The 18,889-nt window shown below is 59.1% G+C and carries 18 protein-coding genes, 1 tRNA gene and 1 pseudogene; 10 read left to right on the forward strand and 10 right to left on the reverse strand.

Annotation, left to right across the window (positions count from 1 at the left end; all coding sequences use genetic code 11):
- Nucleotides 1-45 precede the first annotated feature (45 nt).
- Nucleotides 46-1,491, reverse strand: coding sequence for a PAS domain-containing methyl-accepting chemotaxis protein (locus tag EDF70_RS04305; protein WP_207908214.1), 1,446 nt, complete (start codon nt 1,489-1,491; stop codon nt 46-48).
- Nucleotides 1,492-1,810: 319 nt separating this feature from the next.
- Here EDF70_RS04305 and EDF70_RS04310 point away from each other — a divergent pair, with 319 nt between their 5' ends.
- Nucleotides 1,811-2,707: a neutral zinc metallopeptidase gene (locus EDF70_RS04310; protein ID WP_132272078.1), complete on the forward strand. Its 897-nt coding sequence runs from the start codon at nt 1,811-1,813 to the stop codon at nt 2,705-2,707.
- A gap of 3 nt (nt 2,708-2,710) precedes the next feature.
- On the opposite strand, the pseudogene EDF70_RS04315 reads toward EDF70_RS04310, so the two are convergent.
- Nucleotides 2,711-3,189: pseudogene (locus tag EDF70_RS04315) on the reverse strand (DUF2938 domain-containing protein).
- A 225-nt stretch (nt 3,190-3,414) separates the two neighbouring features.
- Between EDF70_RS04315 and EDF70_RS04320 the strand changes: the two are divergent.
- Nucleotides 3,415-4,821 (forward strand): MATE family efflux transporter, encoded by a 1,407-nt coding sequence (locus tag EDF70_RS04320; RefSeq protein ID WP_132272079.1) that lies wholly within the window; start codon nt 3,415-3,417, stop codon nt 4,819-4,821.
- A 16-nt stretch (nt 4,822-4,837) separates the two neighbouring features.
- Here EDF70_RS04320 and EDF70_RS04325 read toward each other — a convergent pair whose 3' ends face one another.
- Both EDF70_RS04325 and carA read right to left on the reverse strand, forming a co-directional pair.
- Nucleotides 4,838-5,170 (reverse strand): hypothetical protein, encoded by a 333-nt coding sequence (locus EDF70_RS04325; RefSeq protein WP_132272080.1) that lies wholly within the window; start codon nt 5,168-5,170, stop codon nt 4,838-4,840.
- A gap of 94 nt (nt 5,171-5,264) precedes the next feature.
- The gene (carA, locus tag EDF70_RS04330; RefSeq protein WP_132272081.1) at nt 5,265-6,482 is read right to left on the reverse strand and encodes a glutamine-hydrolyzing carbamoyl-phosphate synthase small subunit; all 1,218 of its coding nucleotides are present in this window, start codon (nt 6,480-6,482) and stop codon (nt 5,265-5,267) included.
- A 279-nt stretch (nt 6,483-6,761) separates the two neighbouring features.
- Between carA and EDF70_RS04335 the strand changes: the two genes are divergently transcribed.
- From EDF70_RS04335 to rpoD, 3 genes are all read left to right on the forward strand, one after another.
- The gene (locus EDF70_RS04335) at nt 6,762-7,214 is read left to right on the forward strand and encodes a GatB/YqeY domain-containing protein (RefSeq protein ID WP_132272082.1); all 453 of its coding nucleotides are present in this window, start codon (nt 6,762-6,764) and stop codon (nt 7,212-7,214) included.
- Nucleotides 7,215-7,650: 436 nt separating this feature from the next.
- Entirely contained in the window at nt 7,651-9,657 is a 2,007-nt protein-coding gene (gene dnaG / locus EDF70_RS04340; RefSeq protein ID WP_132272083.1) for a DNA primase, read from the forward strand.
- 423 nt (nt 9,658-10,080) lie between these two features.
- On the forward strand, nt 10,081-12,129 hold the full coding sequence (rpoD, locus tag EDF70_RS04345) for an RNA polymerase sigma factor RpoD (protein WP_132272084.1): 2,049 nt from the start codon (nt 10,081-10,083) through the stop codon (nt 12,127-12,129).
- Nucleotides 12,130-12,208: 79 nt separating this feature from the next.
- Here rpoD and EDF70_RS04350 read toward each other — a convergent pair whose 3' ends face one another.
- Genes EDF70_RS04350 through EDF70_RS04365 form a run of 4 tightly spaced genes read right to left on the reverse strand, consistent with a single transcriptional unit; the run spans nt 12,209 to nt 13,852 of the window.
- Nucleotides 12,209-12,634 carry a type II toxin-antitoxin system VapC family toxin gene (locus EDF70_RS04350; protein WP_132272085.1) on the reverse strand — a complete coding sequence of 142 codons (426 nt, stop codon included), beginning with the start codon at nt 12,632-12,634 and terminating at the stop codon, nt 12,209-12,211.
- Nucleotides 12,631-12,891 carry a type II toxin-antitoxin system prevent-host-death family antitoxin gene (locus tag EDF70_RS04355; protein WP_132272563.1) on the reverse strand — a complete coding sequence of 87 codons (261 nt, stop codon included), beginning with the start codon at nt 12,889-12,891 and terminating at the stop codon, nt 12,631-12,633. The genes EDF70_RS04350 and EDF70_RS04355 overlap by 4 nt, the downstream gene beginning before the upstream one ends.
- Before the next feature lie 56 nt (nt 12,892-12,947).
- On the reverse strand, nt 12,948-13,292 hold the full coding sequence (locus EDF70_RS04360; protein WP_132272086.1) for a multidrug efflux SMR transporter: 345 nt from the start codon (nt 13,290-13,292) through the stop codon (nt 12,948-12,950).
- On the reverse strand, nt 13,289-13,852 hold the full coding sequence (locus EDF70_RS04365) for a TetR/AcrR family transcriptional regulator (protein ID WP_132272087.1): 564 nt from the start codon (nt 13,850-13,852) through the stop codon (nt 13,289-13,291). The genes EDF70_RS04360 and EDF70_RS04365 overlap by 4 nt, the downstream gene beginning before the upstream one ends.
- Before the next feature lie 182 nt (nt 13,853-14,034).
- Here EDF70_RS04365 and EDF70_RS04370 point away from each other — a divergent pair, with 182 nt between their 5' ends.
- Entirely contained in the window at nt 14,035-15,237 is a 1,203-nt protein-coding gene (locus EDF70_RS04370) for a DUF930 domain-containing protein (protein WP_132272088.1), read from the forward strand.
- A 9-nt stretch (nt 15,238-15,246) separates the two neighbouring features.
- On the opposite strand, the gene EDF70_RS04375 is transcribed toward EDF70_RS04370, so the two are convergent.
- The gene (locus tag EDF70_RS04375; RefSeq protein ID WP_132272089.1) at nt 15,247-16,095 is read right to left on the reverse strand and encodes a polysaccharide deacetylase family protein; all 849 of its coding nucleotides are present in this window, start codon (nt 16,093-16,095) and stop codon (nt 15,247-15,249) included.
- A gap of 192 nt (nt 16,096-16,287) precedes the next feature.
- Between EDF70_RS04375 and EDF70_RS04380 the strand changes: the two genes are divergently transcribed.
- Both EDF70_RS04380 and EDF70_RS04385 read left to right on the forward strand, forming a co-directional pair.
- Nucleotides 16,288-16,710 (forward strand): secondary thiamine-phosphate synthase enzyme YjbQ, encoded by a 423-nt coding sequence (locus tag EDF70_RS04380; protein WP_132272090.1) that lies wholly within the window; start codon nt 16,288-16,290, stop codon nt 16,708-16,710.
- A 152-nt stretch (nt 16,711-16,862) separates the two neighbouring features.
- A complete protein-coding gene (locus tag EDF70_RS04385) occupies nt 16,863-17,201 on the forward strand; it encodes a hypothetical protein (RefSeq protein WP_132272564.1) in 339 nt (112 codons plus the stop codon).
- A 111-nt stretch (nt 17,202-17,312) separates the two neighbouring features.
- On the opposite strand, the gene EDF70_RS04390 is transcribed toward EDF70_RS04385, so the two are convergent.
- A tRNA-Ile gene (locus EDF70_RS04390) sits at nt 17,313-17,388 on the reverse strand.
- Between the two features lie 191 nt (nt 17,389-17,579).
- On the opposite strand from EDF70_RS04390, the gene EDF70_RS04395 reads away from it, so the two are divergent.
- Nucleotides 17,580-18,332: an SIMPL domain-containing protein gene (locus EDF70_RS04395; RefSeq protein WP_165931933.1), complete on the forward strand. Its 753-nt coding sequence runs from the start codon at nt 17,580-17,582 to the stop codon at nt 18,330-18,332.
- Nucleotides 18,333-18,616: 284 nt separating this feature from the next.
- A complete protein-coding gene (locus EDF70_RS04400) occupies nt 18,617-18,826 on the forward strand; it encodes a hypothetical protein (RefSeq protein ID WP_132272092.1) in 210 nt (69 codons plus the stop codon).
- Nucleotides 18,827-18,889: the final 63 nt, after the last annotated feature.

Here is an 18,889-nt window from a genome sequence, read left to right on the forward strand (position 1 = left end):
ACCTGTCGGCGGGCTTCCGGTATCGTTGAGATTCTATTGTTTGCGTTAGGCAGCGCGGCGATGCGTCGGTCGATGCGAGGCGGCGACCGCTTCGTCTGCAAAGTTGAATTTTGCGATCATCTGCGACAGTTCCTGTGCCTCGTTGACAAGGCCGTGGCTTGCTGCCGTCGTTTCTTCCACCATCGCGGCGTTCTGCTGGGTCATCTGGTCCATCTGGTTGATGGCGGTGTTGATCTGCTGCAGGCCGGTAGACTGTTCCTGGGTGGAATAGGCGATGTCGCTGACGACGGTGTTGATGTCGTTGATCTGGGTGGAGATGTTGCGCAGCACTTCACCGGTCTGGTCGACGAGCGAGACGCCCTCCGTCACCTGCCTTGAAGACGTGTCGATCAGTGTCTTGATCTCCTTCGCCGCGTTGGCGGAGCGCTGTGCCAGTTCCCGCACTTCCTGGGCGACGACGGCAAAACCACGTCCGGCTTCGCCGGCGCGGGCAGCCTCGACGCCGGCATTGAGGGCCAGCAGGTTGGTCTGGAAGGCGATTTCGTCAATGACGCCGATGATCTTGCCGACCTGCTGCGAGGACTGCTCGATCTGAGACATTGCATTGACGGTGCTTTCGACGACCGATGCGGATTTTTCCGCAACCTGACGCGCCGAAAGGGTCAGCGATGCGGCCTGTTTCGAGCCCGATGCCGTCTTGCTGACGGTCGAGGTGATCTGGTCGATCGCGGAAGCGGTTTCCTCGAGTGCTGCGGCCTGACGTTCGGTGCGCGAGGCGAGATCGTCGGAGGCGTGGCTGATTTCGGATGCGGTGTTCTGCATGTTCTGCGTGGCGTGAGCGACCGAAGCGACCATGGTCTGCACCGTACGGACGGCACGGTTGTAATCGTCTTTCAACAGGCGGGTCTTTTCCGAAAGCTCGGCGGTGACGCGATAGGTCAGGTCACCATTGGCGAGCGCCGACAGTCCTTTCAGCAGGTTGTCGATTGCCAGCTTGTCCTCGGCCGCCTCGCGTGCCGTCTTCTGCTCCAGCAGGATCTGATCGTGGACGTCCGTCAAGGATCCGCAGGCGCGGATCGTCTTGCCGTCCGGCTGATGGCGGCAGCCGCCTGTGGCGCGGAACCAGCGATAGGAGCCGTCGCGCATCTTGAGGCGATAGTTGACGCGATAGCGAGCGCGGCCAGTCTTGTCGGTCAGATGCCCTGCGAAGGCTGCAAAAGTCGGCTGAACATCGTCAGGGTGCAGCTTGTCGGACCATGACTGCACGACATTCGGAAAATCCGTGGTGTTCTCATAACCGACCATGCGGCGAAATTCCGCCGACCATGTCCAGCGGCTTTGCGGATGCATGGCATCGCCATCAACAAGAACGGCTTCCCACAGGCCGATGCCACAGGCTTCATCAAGCAGTTCAGAGCGTTCGCTTACCGCAGCCAAGCGCTCTTCGATCTGTCTGGTGTTTGCGCTTTGTCTGCCACCGAAAAACGACATTGGAATATTCCCTTTTGAAACAGTAATGCGTCGTGCGGAATAGATATCCTCTCATGGTTATTACTTCGTGAATCGGTAGATCATTTAAAATATGACTAGGTGTGTATATTTGAGTTATTCATGGTTGTTAGTCGTTTTTGTTGTGTAGGTACGTAAATTTTGTCGTTATGGTTGTCTTTTGTTTGTCGGTGTATCGCATTTTTGAATGTTATTTTTGGTTGCGAAGCCGTCTTCGCGGGACGCTCTCAATGAAGTCGTGGATTTCCCTTCCACCTGACCTATATTGCTTCGCTGAAACTGTTGCGTTGGAGAGCATGTCATGCAGTGGAGAGGTCGGCGACAGTCGGATAATGTCGAGGATCGTCGTGGTGGTGGATCTTCGGGTGGCGGCGGTTTCCGTATCCCGATCGGCGGTGGCGGTCGTGGGGGCGGTGGTATCGGCATCGGCGGCCTCGTGCTTATTCTGGGCATTTGCTGGCTGACCGGCATCAATCCGCTGACGCTGCTTTCCGGCGGAGATATTCTCGGCGAAGGTGGCGGCGGTTATGAGCAGAGCGCCCAGCGTCGCACGCCGGCCGATGACGAGATGAGCCAGTTCGTCCGCACCGTTCTTGCCGATACGGAGGATACCTGGACGCAGATTTTCCAGCAGGCCGGGCAGCGTTATCAACCGCCGACACTGGTGATGTTCAGTGGCGGAACGAGTTCCGCATGTGGCACTGCCTCATCCGCGACCGGGCCGTTCTATTGCCCGAGCGACCGCAAGGTTTATCTTGATACCGACTTTTTCCGTGAACTCGGCCAGCGTTTCGGCGCGTCCGGTGATTTTGCCGAGGCTTATGTCGTGGCACATGAAGTTGGCCACCATGTGCAGAACCTGCTTGGCGTGCTTCCGAAATTCAACCAGGCGCGTCAGCGCATGAGCGAAGTCGAAGCCAATCGCATGTCGGTGCGGGTTGAGTTGCAGGCCGATTGTTTTGCCGGTGTGTGGGGCAAATATACCGAGCAGCAGGGTGTTCTGGAACGCGGCGATCTGGAAGAGGCTCTGAATGCGGCCCAGCAGATCGGCGACGATACGCTGCAGAAGCGCAGTCAGGGTTATGTCGTTCCCGACAGCTTTAATCATGGAACGTCGGCGCAGCGGATGAAATGGTTTCGCCAGGGTTTTGACAGCGGCAATATCAAAAGCTGCGATACGTTTTCCGGCGAGGTCTGAGTTTCAGGCCAGCAGAAGCGCGGTGCCGTAAAGCCCGATTGCAAACACTGTGTTGGCGGCAAAATTCATCAGCCGGACTTTCTCGGATTGGCCGTTTTCGATGCGGCCCATCCAAGACCCATGCCGGGTTGCATCAGGAACCAGCCGGCGCCGATCGTGACGATGCCGAGTATCCAGGCGGGAATGAAGGTCGGGGTGGCAAGCCATTGTGGGCCGGCAAGGCCTGCCAGAATGATGCCGTAGAGAATGCCGACGGCGTAGTGACCTGTCCATCCAAGCGCTTTTTCATGCGCGTATGGCTGAGCTTTGCCGATATCCTCGTGAAAAATCCTGCCGCTTCCAAGATGGTAAAACCAGCGGCCACCGGGTGCCCAGTTGGGTTTTGCTTCGGCAAAAAGCAGGTGCAGGGCAAAAGCCCAGATATCCATCAATGCGGTGGCGCCAAAACCGATCACTGCGCCCTTGATAATCAGTTCCAGCATTTTCCCCACCCCGTTCTGTTTCGCGTTTTGTGAAACGAAACTTGGGCGCTTGTCGAGGTGTGTTGCGCCGCTGCCGCGCGATTGATCACCATAATTGAAGCACGCTTCAAAAAACCTGCTCGATTGTAGCTCAGGGTTGCCGTGCTGCGCCCGCTGGTCTATGGCGGGTGCACATCGCCGCTCTCCAGACTTGGAGGCGGCGTTTTTCCTTTGGGAGGTTCAAAAATGTCAGTCGCAGTGGCGCGCCCTGAAACGGTCCTTGAAAAAGGGGTCGACAATTCCTGGCTCACGCATATGCGCGCCACGCTGGTGCTCGGTGTGCCGCTGGTCGGCGCGCAGTTGGCGCAGGTTGCGATCCATACGACCGACGTGATCCTGGTTGGCTGGCTCGGGACGACGGAGCTTGCCTCCGTGGTCATTGCCACGCAGCTCTATTTCATCACCTTCATCTTCGGCAGCGGTTTTACCAGCGCCATCGTGCCGATGGTGGCGCAGGCCCTCGGCCATGGCGACACGACCGGGGTGCGCCGTTCGGTGCGCATGGGGCTCTGGGTCGTTCTGGCCTATTGCGTGCTTGTCTCCCCCATCCTCTGGTTTTCCGAGCCGCTGTTGCTGAAGCTGGGGCAGGAGCCTGACGTTGCCGCCACGGCCCAGAGTTATCTGCGCATCGCGATGTGGGGCATCTTTCCGGCGCTCGGCTTCTTCGCGCTTCGCTCTTTCGTGACCGGTCTCGAAAAGGGCGGGATGGTTCTGTTTGTCACGCTCGGCATGTTCGCGATCAACCTGATCGCAGCCTATCTGCTGATCTTTGGTCATTTCGGGGCGCCGCAGCTTGGTCTGCATGGCGCAGCGATTGCCGCCGTTTGTGCCAACCTGACCGGCTTCGTCATCATCGTCGCCTATATACAATTCCTGCCCGATACCCGCGCCTACGAGATTTTCGTGCGTTTCTGGCGGCCTGACTGGGGCATGATCAGGGAAGTTTTCGTGCTCGGCCTGCCGATCAGCTTCACCATTCTGGCCGAAACCAGCCTGTTTGGGGCAGCGGCCCTGTTGATGGGGATGATCGGCAAGCTGGAACTGGCAGCCCACGGCATCGCGCTTCAGCTGGCTTCGATCGCCTTCATGATCCCGCTTGGGCTGGCGCAGGTCGCGACTGTCCGGGTCGGGCTGGCGCATGGTCGCCGCGATACGATCGGTGTACGCCGCGCAGCCGTGGCGGCTCTGGTCATCGGTGTGGTGTTCACCGCCATCGGCAGCATCCTCTTCATGGGGTTGCCGCGTTTCTTCGGGGGACTGTTTCTCGACATCAAGCAACCGGATGCCGAAGCCGTGCTGGGTCTGGCAGCGCCGCTGATCATGCTCGCCGGCGTCTTTCAGCTCGTTGATGGCCTGCAGGCGGTCGGCGCTGGCATTCTGCGTGGTCTCAAGGATACGACGATCCCGATGATCCTTGCGCTGGTTGCCTATTGGCCGATCGGCTTTGTCTGCGCCTGGGTGTTTGCTTTCCCGCTCGGTCTGCGCGGGGAAGGCGTCTGGTTGGGTTTCGTGCTCGGGCTTGCTGCCGCTGCCGCCTTCCTGTGCGGCCGTTTCTGGCTGCTGGTGCGCAACAAGCCGACGGTTGCTGTATGACTCTATGGTGGAACCGTCACGCCGGCTGGGCGTAACGGTAGAAGCCGGTATCGGCTTCGATGCCGAGCCGGCGGGACACGTCCTGCCGGTCTATGCCGTCATTGCGGTCCGCCTCGGCAATGGCGGCGATGATCGGCTGCAGCACGTTTTCATTCTCGAACTGGATGATCGCCAGCATGCTGAAATGATCGACCGTCACCTGACGCTCGATGATCATCTCTTCGATCACGCCCGGCTGGGCACGAATGATGTCGTGCGTTCGCTTCAGGAACGCCATGAAGGCGTCGCGGCTGTCTGTTGGAACCGAAAACCTGTTGACGCGGATAACCCGCTTTTCAATCTCGTCCATACGAAAATACCCCCGCTTTTGTTGAGCAGGGGTATTTGTGCAACCTCAACAATGGTTGAGGTCAAGCGTATTTTTCGGATGCCGTCGGCTTGCCTCAGCGCTCGGCGAGTGCCGCTTCGCCCTTGTTCTCGCGCACCATGTTGATGAAGCGGCGGAAGAGGTAGTGGCTGTCCTGCGGGCCGGGCGAGGCTTCCGGATGGTGCTGCACGGAGAAGACCGGCTTACCGGCCAGACGCAGGCCGCAGTTCGAGCCGTCGAACAGGGAAATATGAGTCTCTTCAACGCCTTCCGGCAGAGACTTCGACGAAACGGCAAAGCCGTGGTTCATCGAAACGATCTCGACCTTGCCGGTGGTGTGATCCTTGACCGGATGGTTGCCGCCGTGATGACCCTGGTGCATCTTTTCGGTGGTGGCGCCGAGCGCGAGGCCCAGCATCTGGTGGCCGAGGCAGATGCCAAAGGTCGGCAGGCCGGACTTGACGATGTCCTGAATGACCGGAACGGCGTATTCACCTGTCGCAGCCGGGTCGCCCGGGCCGTTGGACAGGAAGACGCCATCCGGGTTGAGGCCCAGAATGGTTTCGCTCGACGTGTCGGCCGGAACGACCGTGACCTTGCAATCGAGGCCGGCAAACAGGCGCAGGATGTTGCGCTTGACGCCGTAATCGACGCAGACGACGTGGTACTTGGCGTCTGCCGGGTCGAGATCGGAGAACTCTTCGTTCCAAACCCAGGGCTTCTGCGTCCATTGCGACGACTGGCCCGAGGTTGCTTCCTTGGCAAGGTCGAGACCGACGAGGCCGCCCCAGGCCTTGGCTTCGGCCTTCAGTGCTTCGATGTCGAAGACGCCGTTCGGGTCATGGGCGATGACGGCATTGGGTGCGCCGTTCTCGCGGATCCAGGCGGTGAGCGCGCGGGTGTCGATGCCCGACAGGCCGATGACGCCGCGAGCCTTCAGCCATGCGTCGAGATGTTTGGCGGCGCGGTAGTTCGACGGCTCGGTGATGTCGGCCTTGAAGATGGTGCCGACGGCGCCGCGACGTGCTGCCGGCGTCAGATCTTCGATGTCTTCCTCATTGGTGCCGACATTGCCGATATGCGGGAAGGTGAAGGTGACGATCTGGCCGAGATAGGACGGGTCGGTGAGGATTTCCTCGTAACCGGTCAGCGCCGTGTTGAAGCAGACTTCCGCCGTTACCTTGCCGGTGGCGCCGATGCCGGTGCCCTCGATCACGGTGCCGTCGGCAAGCACGAGGAGAGCGGTGGGTTTGCTGGTCGTCCAGGGCGCGGTAGAGGGGGCTGTCGCGGTCATTCGGTTCGTCTCCGCCCGTGTCCGCCAGAGTTTTCTAGCAGAGTGCAGGGCCATCAATGTGGTCGCAGGAGAAGGCACGCGAATGGGTCGCGCGAAAACCTTCGTTCAATTATGTGCTAGGTGCGGGAAAATATCGAAGCCGCGCCTTGCGGTCAACTGACCGCAGTGCCCGATCCGCCATTTATTCCTGTATCATTTCATTGAATGGGCGGTTCGTGTCGTCTATGTACGCGTTACATTATTATAATAGGCCGAAAACGGCCGTTAAGGAGTGAGATCATGATCCGCGAAACGCTTTCCACTGCCATGAAGGAAGCGATGAAGGCCAAGGACACGCGTCGTCTTTCGACGGTGCGTCTGATCCAGGCCGCCATCAAGGATCGTGACATCGCCAATCGCGGCGTGGGCAAGGACGAGACGAGCGAGGACGAAATCCTGCAGATCCTGCAGAAGCTGGTCAAGCAGCGCGAAGAATCCGCCAAGATCTACGACGATGCCGGCCGCGGCGAACTTGCCACGCAGGAGCGCGAGGAAATCGCCGTCATCAAGACCTTCATGCCGGAACAGCTGTCCGACGAGAAGGTTTCGGAAATCATCGCCGGCATCATCGCCGAAATCGGTGCTGCCGGCATCAAGGACATGGGCAAGGTGATGGCGGCTTTGCGCGAGGGTTATGCCGGCCAGATCGATTTCGGCAAGGCGTCGGGCACGATCAAGGCACAGCTCGGCTAAACGAGACGACGCCTTCGAATAATAAAGAAAAAGGCCGGGATCCGATCATGGATCCCGGCCTTTTTGCTCTTCATGCGTCCCGCCGGCCGGCTGCGGACTGGCCGCCGACGAGGTAGGCGGCAACGTCGTCTTGATAACAACGTGTCCACCCGAAGAGCGAAGGAAGTTTGCACCCGGTTGCGCGGTGCATCGTCAGCGCTTTGCGGAGCCACTGATGCTTCCTGACCTGAAATGGAGATTGATCTCGTGCGAGATGTTTTTCAAATTACAAAAAGATAATTTTCGTCGGGCGGGTGTTGCCGCAAATTTGCCTGATCTTCGGCTATCGGAATAAAGATCGGGCCTGTGAATAGCGGGCACTGTCTGCCCAGACTCATGCTATAGAATAGCGTTCCGCCGTGCTGCCGCTTATATGGAAGCTGGCTCCGAGGTGACAATGCGCTTTTCCGATACCTTTCTCGATGAAATCCGTGACCGCGTGCCGATCTCTTCGGTGATCGGACGACGTGTGACGTGGGATCGCAAGAAGACCAATGTGTCGCGCGGCGACTATTGGGCCTGCTGCCCGTTTCATGGCGAAAAAAGCCCGAGCTTTCACTGCGAGGACCGCAAGGGCCGTTATCACTGCTTCGGTTGCGGCGTTTCCGGCGATCATTTCCGCTTCATGACCGAGCTTGAAGGTCTCAACTTTCCCGAGGCCGTGCAGCAGGTGGCCGACATGGCCGGCATTTCCATGCCGGCACCGGACCCGCAGGCGCAGAAGCGCGAACAGCAGCGCACCAGTCTGCAGGACGTCATGGAAATGGCGACGCTGTTCTTTCAGGAGCAGCTGCATGCGCCGATCGGTGCGAAAGCGCGTGCCTATCTGCGCGACCGTGGCCTGACGGCGAAAACGATCGAGACGTTTCGTTTGGGGTTTGCCGCCGATAGCCGCAATGCCCTGAAGGAGCATCTCGCCAACAAGGGCGTGCCGAAAGACCAGATCGAGGCCTGCGGCCTTGTGCGCCACGGTGAAGGCATTTCGGTTTCCTACGATTATTTCCGCGATCGCATCATGTTCCCGATCCTGTCTGTGCGGGAAAAGGTGATTGCCTTCGGTGGCCGCGCCATGGCGCCGGATGCGCCGGCAAAATACATGAACTCGCCGGAGACCGAGCTCTTTCACAAGGGCAATGTGCTTTATAATCAGGCCCGTGCGCGCCAGTCTGCGCAGATGGCCGGCCGTCAGGCGGGACGTGGCGAGCCAGGCGATGTGATTGCCGTCGAAGGCTATATGGACGTCATCGCGCTGCATCAGGTCGGCGTCGAAAATGCTGTGGCGCCGCTGGGCACGGCACTGACCGAAAGCCAGCTCGAATTGATGTGGCGGATGACGCCGCAGCCGATCCTCTGCTTCGATGGTGACGGGGCCGGTATTCGTGCCGCCAACCGCGCCGCCGATCTGGCGCTGCCGCATATCAAACCGGGCCGCTCGGTGCGGTTTGCCATGCTGCCGGATGGCAAGGATCCGGACGATCTGGTGAAGCAGGATGGACGCGCGCCGTTCGACCGCGTGCTGGCCGATGCAAAACCGCTCGCCACCATGATCTGGCAGCGCGAATCGGTGGGCGCCACTTTCGATACGCCGGAGCGGCGGGCGGAATTGGAGGCGAAGCTGAAGCAGATCGTGTCTGTGATCGCCGATGAAAACGTGCGTCGTTATTATCAGCAGCACATGCGCGAGCAGTTGAACGCCCTGTTTCGTGGATCGGAACGTCGTGGCGGTTTCGAGCCGGGCAGGGGCGGTAATGGTGGTGGTCGCCAGAATTTTCGCGGCGGCCAGCAGCAGGGGCGCGGCGAGTTTCGTGGCAGCATGGCTGTTTCCGACCGGCTGGCAAAATCGGGTATGGTGCGCGGCCATCTGGAATTGCCGGCCTTGCGGGAAGTTGTTCTGGCGCTGACCGTCGTCAATCATCCGCTGCTTTTGCTGGATCAGTATGATGATGTTTCGACGGTCGAGTTCGAAAACCGCGACCTGCAGCGTTTCTGGGCCTGTGTGCTTGCTATCATCACCAAGGCCGGTACGCGGGCGACGCCGGCGCATGTGCGTGAACAGCTGGAAGAGAACGGTTTTGCCGATCTTCTGAAATCGATGACCGTGCAGGTGCGCAATGCGCGCCTGTGGACGGCGACTGAAGAGGCCGACATGCAGGATGCACTGCAGGCCTATATGCAGACGCTGGCCCTTTATCTGCGCAACAAGGAGTTGCGCTGGCAGAAGATCGAGCTGGAGCGCGAGATTGCGGAAACCCCCGGTGACGAGCCGGAACGTGGTGACGCGCTCCTGCGGGCATTGTCGGAAGTTCACAACGAAATTCTGCGCCTTGAGAACCAGGAAGCCATCATCGACGGTTTTGGTGTCATGTCAGGTCGTATCAAAGGTGCGGCTGTCGGCCACGGGTGAATAAAAGCGCTGGTTGTTTTGTGTGGTGGGGAGGCTTGTCTTTAATGATCGCCTGCCTACATATCAGCCGGACGTAGTGATGGGGGACTTGAGCCCGCGTACCCAACGCTCTCAACTTTTTATGGTTTAGGCCCGATTTCAGTGGGTATTTACCTGTAAGAGCTTGACGGGAAGGAAATTTGTGGGAATCACCGTCTCAGGCAGAATTAGGTTGATGGATCGGACAGGCCAAGGAACCATAAGCGGGGCTCCGATGGCAGCTCGATCCTTTTTGGCGAACGCCGACGGCGTGGTTAAGCACGAATTAAAGGTCAGTCGGTTAGGTGAGTGATTGCGATTCGCGGTGGCGGGTGGCAAATCACCCGTAACAGGCATTACCCGTAAACCGCGACGGAATGGCGTCCAGGGAAAGCGACGAATTAAATGGCAACTAAAGTCAAAGAAAACGAAGAAGCAGAAACCGAACGCGAAGGCGCTACGGATGGTCCGCTTCTCGATCTTTCCGATGACGCGGTCAAGAAAATGATCAAGGCCGCGAAAAAGCGGGGCTATGTGACCATGGACGAACTCAACTCGGTGCTTCCCTCCGAGGAGGTGACGTCCGAGCAGATCGAAGACGTCATGGCGATGCTCTCGGATATGGGCATCAACGTTGTCGAGGACGAGGAAGCCGAAGAGAAGGCGGAAGCGGACGACGACGGTGACGATGAAGCCGAAAGCGAAGGCGGCGAACTGGCTCCGTCCGCCGGCACTGCCGTTGCGACCGCGAAGAAAAAAGAGCCGACCGACCGTACGGACGATCCGGTGCGCATGTATTTGCGCGAAATGGGTTCGGTAGAGCTTCTGTCGCGCGAAGGCGAAATCGCCATCGCAAAGCGGATCGAAGCCGGCCGCGAGACGATGATTTCCGGTCTCTGTGAGAGCCCGTTGACGTTCCAGGCGCTGATCATCTGGCGCGATGAACTCAACGAAGGCACGACGCTGCTGCGCGAGATCATCGACCTCGAAACGACCTATTCCGGTCCCGAAGCCAAGGCTGCTCCGCAGTTCCAGAGCCCGGAAAAGATCGAGGCCGACCGCAAGGCTGCCGAAGAGAAGGAAAAGACCCGCAAAGCGCGTTATCCGGCCAATGACGACGACGTGACCAATGTCGGCGGCGACATGCCGGGCGAAGAAGAGGAAGAGGACGACGACGAGTCGAGCCTGTCCCTTGCCGCCATGGAAGCCGAACTGCGCCCGCAGGTCATGGAAACCCTCGACGTCATCGCTGACACCTACAAGAAGCTGCGCAAGCTGCAGGACCAGCAGGTTGAGGCACGCCTTTCCTGCACCGGTACGCTTTCGAGCGGTCAGGAGCGTCGTTACAAGGAACTCAAGGATCAGCTGATCACGGCCGTCAAGTCGCTGTCGCTGAACCAGAACCGCGTCGACAGCCTTGTCGAGCAGCTCTACGACATTTCGAAGCGCCTGATGCAGAACGAAGGTCGTCTTCTGCGTCTGGCCGAATCCTACGGCGTCAAGCGCGACTCGTTCCTGGAACAGTATCAGGGTGCCGAGCTTGATCCGCACTGGATGAAGTCGATCGCCAACCTTGTGGCACGTGGCTGGAAGGAATTCGCGAAGGCTGAGAACAACACGATCCGTGACATCCGTCAGGAGATCCAGAATCTCGCGACGGAAACCGGTATCTCGATCTCGGAATTCCGCCGCATCGTGTCGATGGTGCAGAAGGGCGAGCGCGAAGCGCGTATCGCCAAGAAGGAAATGGTCGAAGCGAACCTTCGTCTCGTCATCTCCATCGCCAAGAAGTACACGAACCGCGGCCTGCAGTTCCTCGACCTCATTCAGGAAGGCAATATCGGCCTGATGAAGGCGGTCGACAAGTTCGAATACCGTCGTGGTTACAAGTTCTCGACCTATGCGACATGGTGGATCCGTCAGGCGATCACCCGTTCGATCGCCGACCAGGCCCGCACGATCCGTATTCCGGTGCACATGATCGAAACGATCAACAAGATCGTTCGTACCTCGCGCCAGATGCTGCACGAGATCGGCCGCGAACCGACCCCGGAAGAGCTGGCCGAAAAGCTGGCCATGCCGCTCGAAAAGGTCCGCAAGGTCCTGAAGATCGCCAAGGAGCCGATCTCGCTCGAAACCCCCGTGGGTGACGAAGAGGATAGCCATCTGGGTGACTTCATCGAGGACAAGAACGCGCTTCTGCCGATCGACGCCGCCATTCAGGCGAACCTGCGCGAAACGACGACCCGCGTTCTGGCATCGCTGACACCGCGCGAAGAACGCGTTCTGCGCATGCGTTTCGGCATCGGCATGAACACCGACCATACGCTCGAAGAAGTCGGCCAGCAGTTCTCGGTTACCCGCGAACGTATCCGTCAGATCGAGGCCAAGGCGCTGCGCAAGCTGAAGCACCCGAGCCGCTCGCGCAAGCTGCGCTCGTTCCTCGACAGCTGATCTGCTGACTAAACGAAAACATCAAAAGACCCGGCTGCCGAAAGGTTGCCGGGTTTTTCTTTGGCTAATCGTGGGGTGGTCAGAGAAGTGTGTAGCGGGCGCCAAATGTCTGGGCGGCGGCGGCGAAGCGTTTGTCGAGAGTGATCAGTTCAGCATGTGCTTCGACGGCGATTGCCAGATGCAGGGCGTCGCCGGCGCGCAGGCCGAGATCATGTCGATCGCAATATCGAGCTGCTTTGTAAAAGTGTTGCCCTGAAACCGGCAGAATCTCGAATGAGCTTTCAAGGAATATTTGAAACTGTTTGCGTGCAGCATCGCTTGCCTGCGCCGTTATCTGTCCTGTGCGCTGTTTCAGTGACAAGGCGGATGATACTTCTGTCAGCGACCAATCGCTGATCATGATGGTCGAGGAGGTGCGGTTGGTCATCCACAATCTTATCCTCGCCGCCGATGTTTCGCCGGTGAGCAGCGCTACGATGACGGAGGTGTCCAGATAGGGCGTCAATAGCGATCTTCGTCGCGCATTCGGCGCACGAAGGTGCCTGCATCTTCGGTTTGCTTCGGCATGTCTTTCCAAAGCGCTTCAAGCCGCTCGAAATCTATCGGTTCCTTTTTGCGCGCCGGTTCAACTACGCGCTCAGGCGGGCTCAATCTTGCAACGGTTTCGCCATCGCGCAAGATCTCGACGGTTTCGCCATTGCTGACGCGGTCGATCAACTCTCCCAGTTTTTCCTGGGCTTCTGCAAGAGAGACGGCTGCCATTGGGCCCTCCGGGTTCACATGCAACGGATCATACGCCCAGCCGGGATTTCCCGCAATCAATGCGAAACGCTGTTTGAAAACACATTGACGACCACGACGCCGCCGATGATCAGGCCGAGGCCGATGATGGCTGCAAGATCCAGCGTCTGTTTGAACAGAAAAACACCGACGGCAGATACCAGCACGATGCCAAGCCCGCTCCAGATGCCATAGGCAATGCCGACTGGAATTGTCCGCAGCGCGATCGACAGGAGATAGAAGGCGGCGCCGTAGCACAGCGCCATGCCGAGCGTCGGCAAAAGGCGGGTAAATTGCTGGCTTTGCTGCAGCAATGTCGTGCCAACCACCTCCAGTGCTATGGCGACTGCGAGCGATCCGTAGGTCAGAAGGGCGGGGTTCACGGCGATACCGTCATCGTCTTGAGTTGAAAATGCAATTTGTCGAGCTCGCCCGACGGGAGACCGGATATTTCCGTCAGATTGGCCAGCCAGATGCCGTCGGCGGCGTAACGTGCGAGAGCAAGCTTCTGATCGTCATCGGTTGCCGCATGACGTACCAGCCGTTCCCGCATCCATTTCGACCAGAGAGTGCGCAGTTTCGTATCGGTCATGCAGGAAATGGAAAGTGCCGCCCATGGGCCATTGTCGCCCTGACGCGCCACCTGGAAAAACGCATCGATATAGGCGCGGGTGAAGCTTCCATGGGAGATGGGATCGGCTGCCATCAAGCGATCGATCTCCTCATCGAGCGTGCCGAGCAGATCTTCGAAAACGGCCTCGATCAGAGCCTGCTTGTTGGGGAAATGATGCAGCAGGCCACCCTTGGTGACGTGCGCGGCATCGGCGACGGATTGCAGCGTGATCGCGGCGAGACCGTCTTCGGCGGCATGGCGGGCCGCCTGATCGAGAAGGGAGCGGCGTACCGCATCCGGCTGTTTTTCGCGTCTGTGAGCTTTTGACATTCTGAAAACATACCGTATGGTCGGTTTGTTATCAAGCTGCCGCGTGTCTGCTGGAAATCCTATCCGTATAAGTTATTGCGGCTTCGTCCGTTTTTCGTTCTTTGCTGGAAAACTGCCACACTCATCGGCTTTTGATCAGACCGGGACTCGATCGGGCCAGGTTTCCATCCTACATCGGTGACATGACGGAAAATCAGCAGAAGCGGCAAGGCATGTGGGGCTGGGGCATATTCGCCTCCTTCCTCGTCCACGCCGCAATCGCCTTTGTCATACTGGTCGGCCTGCCGCTCGATCTGCCCAGACCGGAAGCCGAGGAGACGGTAAGCGTCGAGATCGTACCGCCGCCGGAAGAGCAAGAGGCGGAAGCGCCCAAGCCCGCCGAAACGCCGCCGGCACCGGAGCAGGAAAAGGCGGCAGCGCCTCCGCCCGAAAAGCCAGCGGAGCAGGGAGAGCCACCACCACCACCACCACCGCCGCCGCCAGCGGCCGAAGAGCCGCAGCAGAAAGCCGAAGAGCAACCCGCGCCGCCGCAGGAAGCCGCCGATACATCACAGGCGCCGGAAGCCAGTCCGCCGCTGGATAATTTTCGACCGGTCTTTCAATTCGGCGAAAAGGATTCAGGGCCGAAACAATCAGTCGAAGGCTCCGCTGCGAAGGAAGAGGCCGCAACGGAGGATACGACATCGGAGCAGGCCGAGGCGGATGTCGCGTCCGACACGAAAAGTGGCGGTGTGCCTGATCTCGCCGAGCAAAAGCCATCTCCGTCGCCGCCTGATACGGAGCAGAAGGCGGACGTAGAGGCGACGGAAAAAACTGCCGGTCCGCCGGTGCCGGAGGATATCGCATTGCCCGATGTGGGCCTTGGTCTTCCCGCATCCGAGACGGAGGGAATGCCCAAGCTGGCGAGCGTGGTTGATGACGCTGTGAAGGCCGATATGGCGCCAGCCAAGCCCAACGACACGGACAAGGCAGGTGGTGGGGTTTCGGGAGGTGCCGAGGCTGCTGTCAGCGACGCCAAGCCTCAATTGCGGAAGGCGAAAAAGCTTTTTTCAACAAGCGTCACCGACAATCCGATGGCAACGATCGCTTTGGGAACCATGTCACGCGGCGAACGCGCTGGAGAGCTTTGTAACTCGGAACTGGGTGCGCAGCTGGCACACGGTGCTCCGCGTTATCTCGCAAGCCGTTTGCCGAAACCGCACCTCAGGACGGGCAATGTTATCGACGTGCAAACGGCTTTCAGCACGCGCTCGCAATGGTACGACGTGAGCTTTCGCTGCGAGGTCGACAAGGATGCGATGAAGGTTGTTTCGTTTGCCTATGATGTCGGGGCGGCCATTCCAAAAAACGAATGGAAAAAGCGTCGCCTTCCGTCACCGTTTTGAGCCGCGCTGCTATCGCGTCGATTGATGATCGCCGCTGGTATCGACATCCTGCAGGCGCACGAACTCGACACCGCGCGTCTTCAAGGTGAGGATTGCCCGCGCCACGCCTTCACCGGCGGCGTGTGTCGGCTGGTTGATATGAGCGATCACCACATCGCCATCCCTGGCCGCAGCGATCTTCTTCTCAGCCATGGCGGCGCCCAGCAGCGAGCCGCCGTCGCCATTCAGCGAGTAGCCGGCGATCCTGTAGCCCATGCCGCGTATCTGACGGATGGCGGATATGTCGTATTTGGCGGTGGCGCCTCGAAACCATTGTGGTTGCGTTAGGCCGGCCGCTCGTATGGCATCGGCGCCGCCGGCGATTTCCTGATCCACCGCATCACTCGAACCGGCTGCCGCAATGCCGTAAATCGAGGCTGGCATATCGACGGCCGGAACATGATTCTGACCGTGGTTTTCGATCTCGAACAGGTCGGGATGTTGTTTCAGTATCGCCAGCGCCTGAGGGTTTGTCTTGAGCCAGCGGGCGGTGACGAACATGGTCGCCGGTATCCGTTCGGACACCAGAACAGATAGGATGCGGTCGTCCGTTTTTCCCATGCAGGCATCAAAAGTCAGTGCGATGCGCGGCCGTTTGGGATCGCCGGAACGGGCAACATGCAATTGAGGTTCGACGAGCGAAGGGCCTTTGAGCGGTGCCGAAGACGCTTGCGGGGCAATCGCAGGCTTGGCGACCGCAATCTGCAGCGGTTTTGCCGGTGTATGCGAAACTGTGCCATCGTCGCCGACAACAAGGCTCGCCGATGTCAGCAGGCCGAGGGTGAATAGGGAGGCAAAGCGCAGGGGCGACAGGATCATGTTCAGCAACCGGAGATTAAGGCACCCGACATACACCGACGCTTCTGGAAATGCCATCTGCCGGCAGGTTTCTGCGGCCGGGTTTTGTGCGATTCCTCCAGCGTGTAACATTGGCGACAGCAAATCATCGTTCATCCTTTCCCGGATGGCAGCGCTCGCCTATTTGGGAGCCACAACAGGAGACGAGCACGGATGCCACAGACGACGATCAGCATTTCCACACGCGGGCAGGGGCTTTACGAATTCACCCGTGACGTTGAAGCTTTTGTCGCAAGCAGTGGAGTGGACGTTGGCCTGTTGACGGTCTTCGTTCGCCACACATCCTGCTCGCTGCTCATCCAGGAAAATGCCGATCCCGATGTTCAGCACGACCTCAAGGAATTTTTCCATCGGATAGCGCCGCCGTCCAGCGATCCCACCATGCGCTGGATGCGCCACACGGCAGAGGGAGCGGATGATATGCCGGCCCATATCAAGGCGGCATTGACGGTGATATCGATCGGTATCCCGGTCTCTGGCGGCCGGCTTGCGCTTGGCACATGGCAGGGCATTTATCTGTTTGAACACCGCGAGCGTCCGCATCGCCGCGATGTGGTGCTGCATCTGTCGGCATGACCTAAGTTTTATCCTGAACACCAGATGAACGTTGCCTTCGGAACCTGTTCAGGTCCCGGCTCATAATCTGAGACCGTCTCCGGATAACCGGATCCTTTCAATTTTTGGAGAGAAACGTGACCCATGTTCTTGTGAAGGCTGGTCTTGCAGCCATGGTCGCCTTGACTTCGCTTGGCGCGACCTTGACGGGTGCCGCCGCCGCAGGCCCGGATTACGGTGTCTATGTTCAGTATCATGATCGCGACCGCGGCCCGCCGCCGCGTGACTGGCGCGATGGTCCTCCGCCGCGCGACTGGCGTGGTGGCCCGCCTCCGCGTCGTGATCGTTGTGATTCGTGGCTGGCCGAGGAAAAGGCAAGCCGCATGGGCCTGCGCCGCGCCCGGGTTGTCGATACCTCACGCCGTGTCGTTGTGGTCGAGGGATTTGACCGCGGCGGCCGTGACCGGATCGTCTTCGCCAATGAGCGTGGCTGCCCGGTCGTGCGCCGATAACAATCGGCCGGATGGTCTTCAAGAATTCCATCTCCGTCGCCCGTTGATGGAATGCAGCCGCTCTTCGTTTCCGTCTCCCTGACTGGCGAAGAGCGGCATTTTTTTGGAAATTGGTAGGCCCGGAGGGACTCGAACCCCCAACCAAGCGGTTATGAGCCGCCGGCTCTAACCATTGAGCTACAGGCCCAGCCGTCAGGACGGCTCGCGGTGGCGCAATGGTTCGCCTTCCGCGGCAATCGCTCTAACTTAATTCCGCACACGTCACAAGCCATCGCCGCAATAGGTTCACAATCGATCGTCACTGAGTTGCAGGCAATGACTTCTTATCCGGAAAGGACCGTTTTTATGCGCGCACTTGCCAACCCTTCTGATGCCCCGATGTCCTCAACGACAGGCCGCCGTCTCTCCCTCGCGTTCGCCGCCGCGACATTGTTTGTCGTGCCGTTCGCCACCAGTTCCGTTTCTGCGCAGGAGCGGCCAGCGCGCGAGCCGGTCATCCGTGTTTCCGGCACCGGCGAGGCTTCGATCGCTCCGGATATGGCGATCATCAACCTCACCGTGGCGCGCAATGCCGAGACCGCTGAAAAGGCACTCGCCGACAATAACAGCGCCATGAATCAGGTTCTGGCGGCGCTGAAAACGGCGGGTATCGCCGACAAGGATCTGCAGACCAGCAATTTTTCCATCTATCCGCAATACCAGCAGAACGAACCGAAAAACGGCCGCGTCGATCCGCCAAAAATCATCGGTTACGAGGTGCAGAACGGTGTCACCGTCAAGATTCGCGACCTGAAGGCGCTCGGCGGCATTATCGATCAGTCGGTAAAGCTTGGCGTCAATCAGGGCGGCCAGATCACTTTTACCAATGATGACCCGTCGGCTGCTCGCACCGAGGCACGCAAAAAGGCTGTGGCCGAGGCGATGGAGAAAGCCCGTACGCTTGCCGAAGCCGCCGGCGTGAAGGTTGGCAAGGTGGTCGATATCAGCGAGGGGGGCGATCGTTTCATGCCGCCATCACCTGCACCGCGGATGGCGATGATGAAGGCCGAATCCGATGGCGTTGCTGTCGCCGCCGGCGAGAACACCTATTCGATCTCGGTGACGATGACGCTTTCGATCGACCAGAACTGATTTTCCGGCTAACGGGCCGCAGCCTGCGGCCCGTTAGCTCTGTACCCTCTTCGACGACTTTCCCAGATCTGCGTAACCCACACGATCTACCGTGAGCGTTCCTTGAAGGCGCCGTTATCCATCTGTCTTTGCTGATTTTTTGGATTTCCAATCCCCACTTTGCGCGGGTGGGTGCATCTCTCTTATGCTCACGTTAACGCTTTACTTTAAAGCTAATTATACCGAATGCAGCCTTGGATTGTATGTAATCTCGCGCTTGTGGGGAACACATCGGGGGCTTTGACATGCAGGATATCGAAGGTGTGGTGGCCGGACTGAAAAAGATCCGGGATGAAATTTGCAGCATCGATGAACGCAGTACCGTGGCGCATCTCGTCGGCCTGGCCTTGCATGAGGCGCTACTGATGGCCTGGGATTCCGTGATGCGCGATCCCGATGAGAAGCGGCGGGCGGCGCGTTTTTTCCGGCTTTATGCGATCATGCCGAAAGAGTGAGCCTTTTGGTGCTGTCGTAAAACTGTTGCATAATCTTCATAATCCTCACGCGCCTTGAGGCGA

The sequence above is a fragment of the Neorhizobium sp. JUb45 genome, assembly GCF_004343585.1.
GTDB lineage: Bacteria > Pseudomonadota > Alphaproteobacteria > Rhizobiales > Rhizobiaceae > Neorhizobium.

Excerpts from the sequence above, each read along its gene's own strand:
- EDF70_RS04370 (WP_132272088.1), top strand. The coding sequence starts at position 14,035 with ATGACGGAAAATCAGCAGAAGCGGCAAGGCATGTGGGGCTGGGGCATA.
- rpoD (WP_132272084.1), top strand. The coding sequence starts at position 10,081 with ATGGCAACTAAAGTCAAAGAAAACGAAGAAGCAGAAACCGAACGCGAA.
- EDF70_RS04335 (WP_132272082.1), top strand. The coding sequence starts at position 6,762 with ATGATCCGCGAAACGCTTTCCACTGCCATGAAGGAAGCGATGAAGGCC.
- carA (WP_132272081.1), bottom strand. The coding sequence starts at position 6,482 with ATGACCGCGACAGCCCCCTCTACCGCGCCCTGGACGACCAGCAAACCC.
- EDF70_RS04380 (WP_132272090.1), top strand. The coding sequence starts at position 16,288 with ATGCCACAGACGACGATCAGCATTTCCACACGCGGGCAGGGGCTTTAC.
- EDF70_RS04395 (WP_165931933.1), top strand. The coding sequence starts at position 17,580 with ATGTCCTCAACGACAGGCCGCCGTCTCTCCCTCGCGTTCGCCGCCGCG.
- EDF70_RS04365 (WP_132272087.1), bottom strand. The coding sequence starts at position 13,852 with ATGTCAAAAGCTCACAGACGCGAAAAACAGCCGGATGCGGTACGCCGC.
- EDF70_RS04400 (WP_132272092.1), top strand. The coding sequence starts at position 18,617 with ATGCAGGATATCGAAGGTGTGGTGGCCGGACTGAAAAAGATCCGGGAT.
- EDF70_RS04375 (WP_132272089.1), bottom strand. The coding sequence starts at position 16,095 with ATGATCCTGTCGCCCCTGCGCTTTGCCTCCCTATTCACCCTCGGCCTG.
- EDF70_RS04325 (WP_132272080.1), bottom strand. The coding sequence starts at position 5,170 with ATGGACGAGATTGAAAAGCGGGTTATCCGCGTCAACAGGTTTTCGGTT.
- EDF70_RS04355 (WP_132272563.1), bottom strand. The coding sequence starts at position 12,891 with ATGGCAGCCGTCTCTCTTGCAGAAGCCCAGGAAAAACTGGGAGAGTTG.
- EDF70_RS04385 (WP_132272564.1), top strand. The coding sequence starts at position 16,863 with ATGGTCGCCTTGACTTCGCTTGGCGCGACCTTGACGGGTGCCGCCGCC.
- EDF70_RS04305 (WP_207908214.1), bottom strand. The coding sequence starts at position 1,491 with ATGTCGTTTTTCGGTGGCAGACAAAGCGCAAACACCAGACAGATCGAA.
- dnaG (WP_132272083.1), top strand. The coding sequence starts at position 7,651 with ATGCGCTTTTCCGATACCTTTCTCGATGAAATCCGTGACCGCGTGCCG.
- EDF70_RS04320 (WP_132272079.1), top strand. The coding sequence starts at position 3,415 with ATGTCAGTCGCAGTGGCGCGCCCTGAAACGGTCCTTGAAAAAGGGGTC.
- EDF70_RS04310 (WP_132272078.1), top strand. The coding sequence starts at position 1,811 with ATGCAGTGGAGAGGTCGGCGACAGTCGGATAATGTCGAGGATCGTCGT.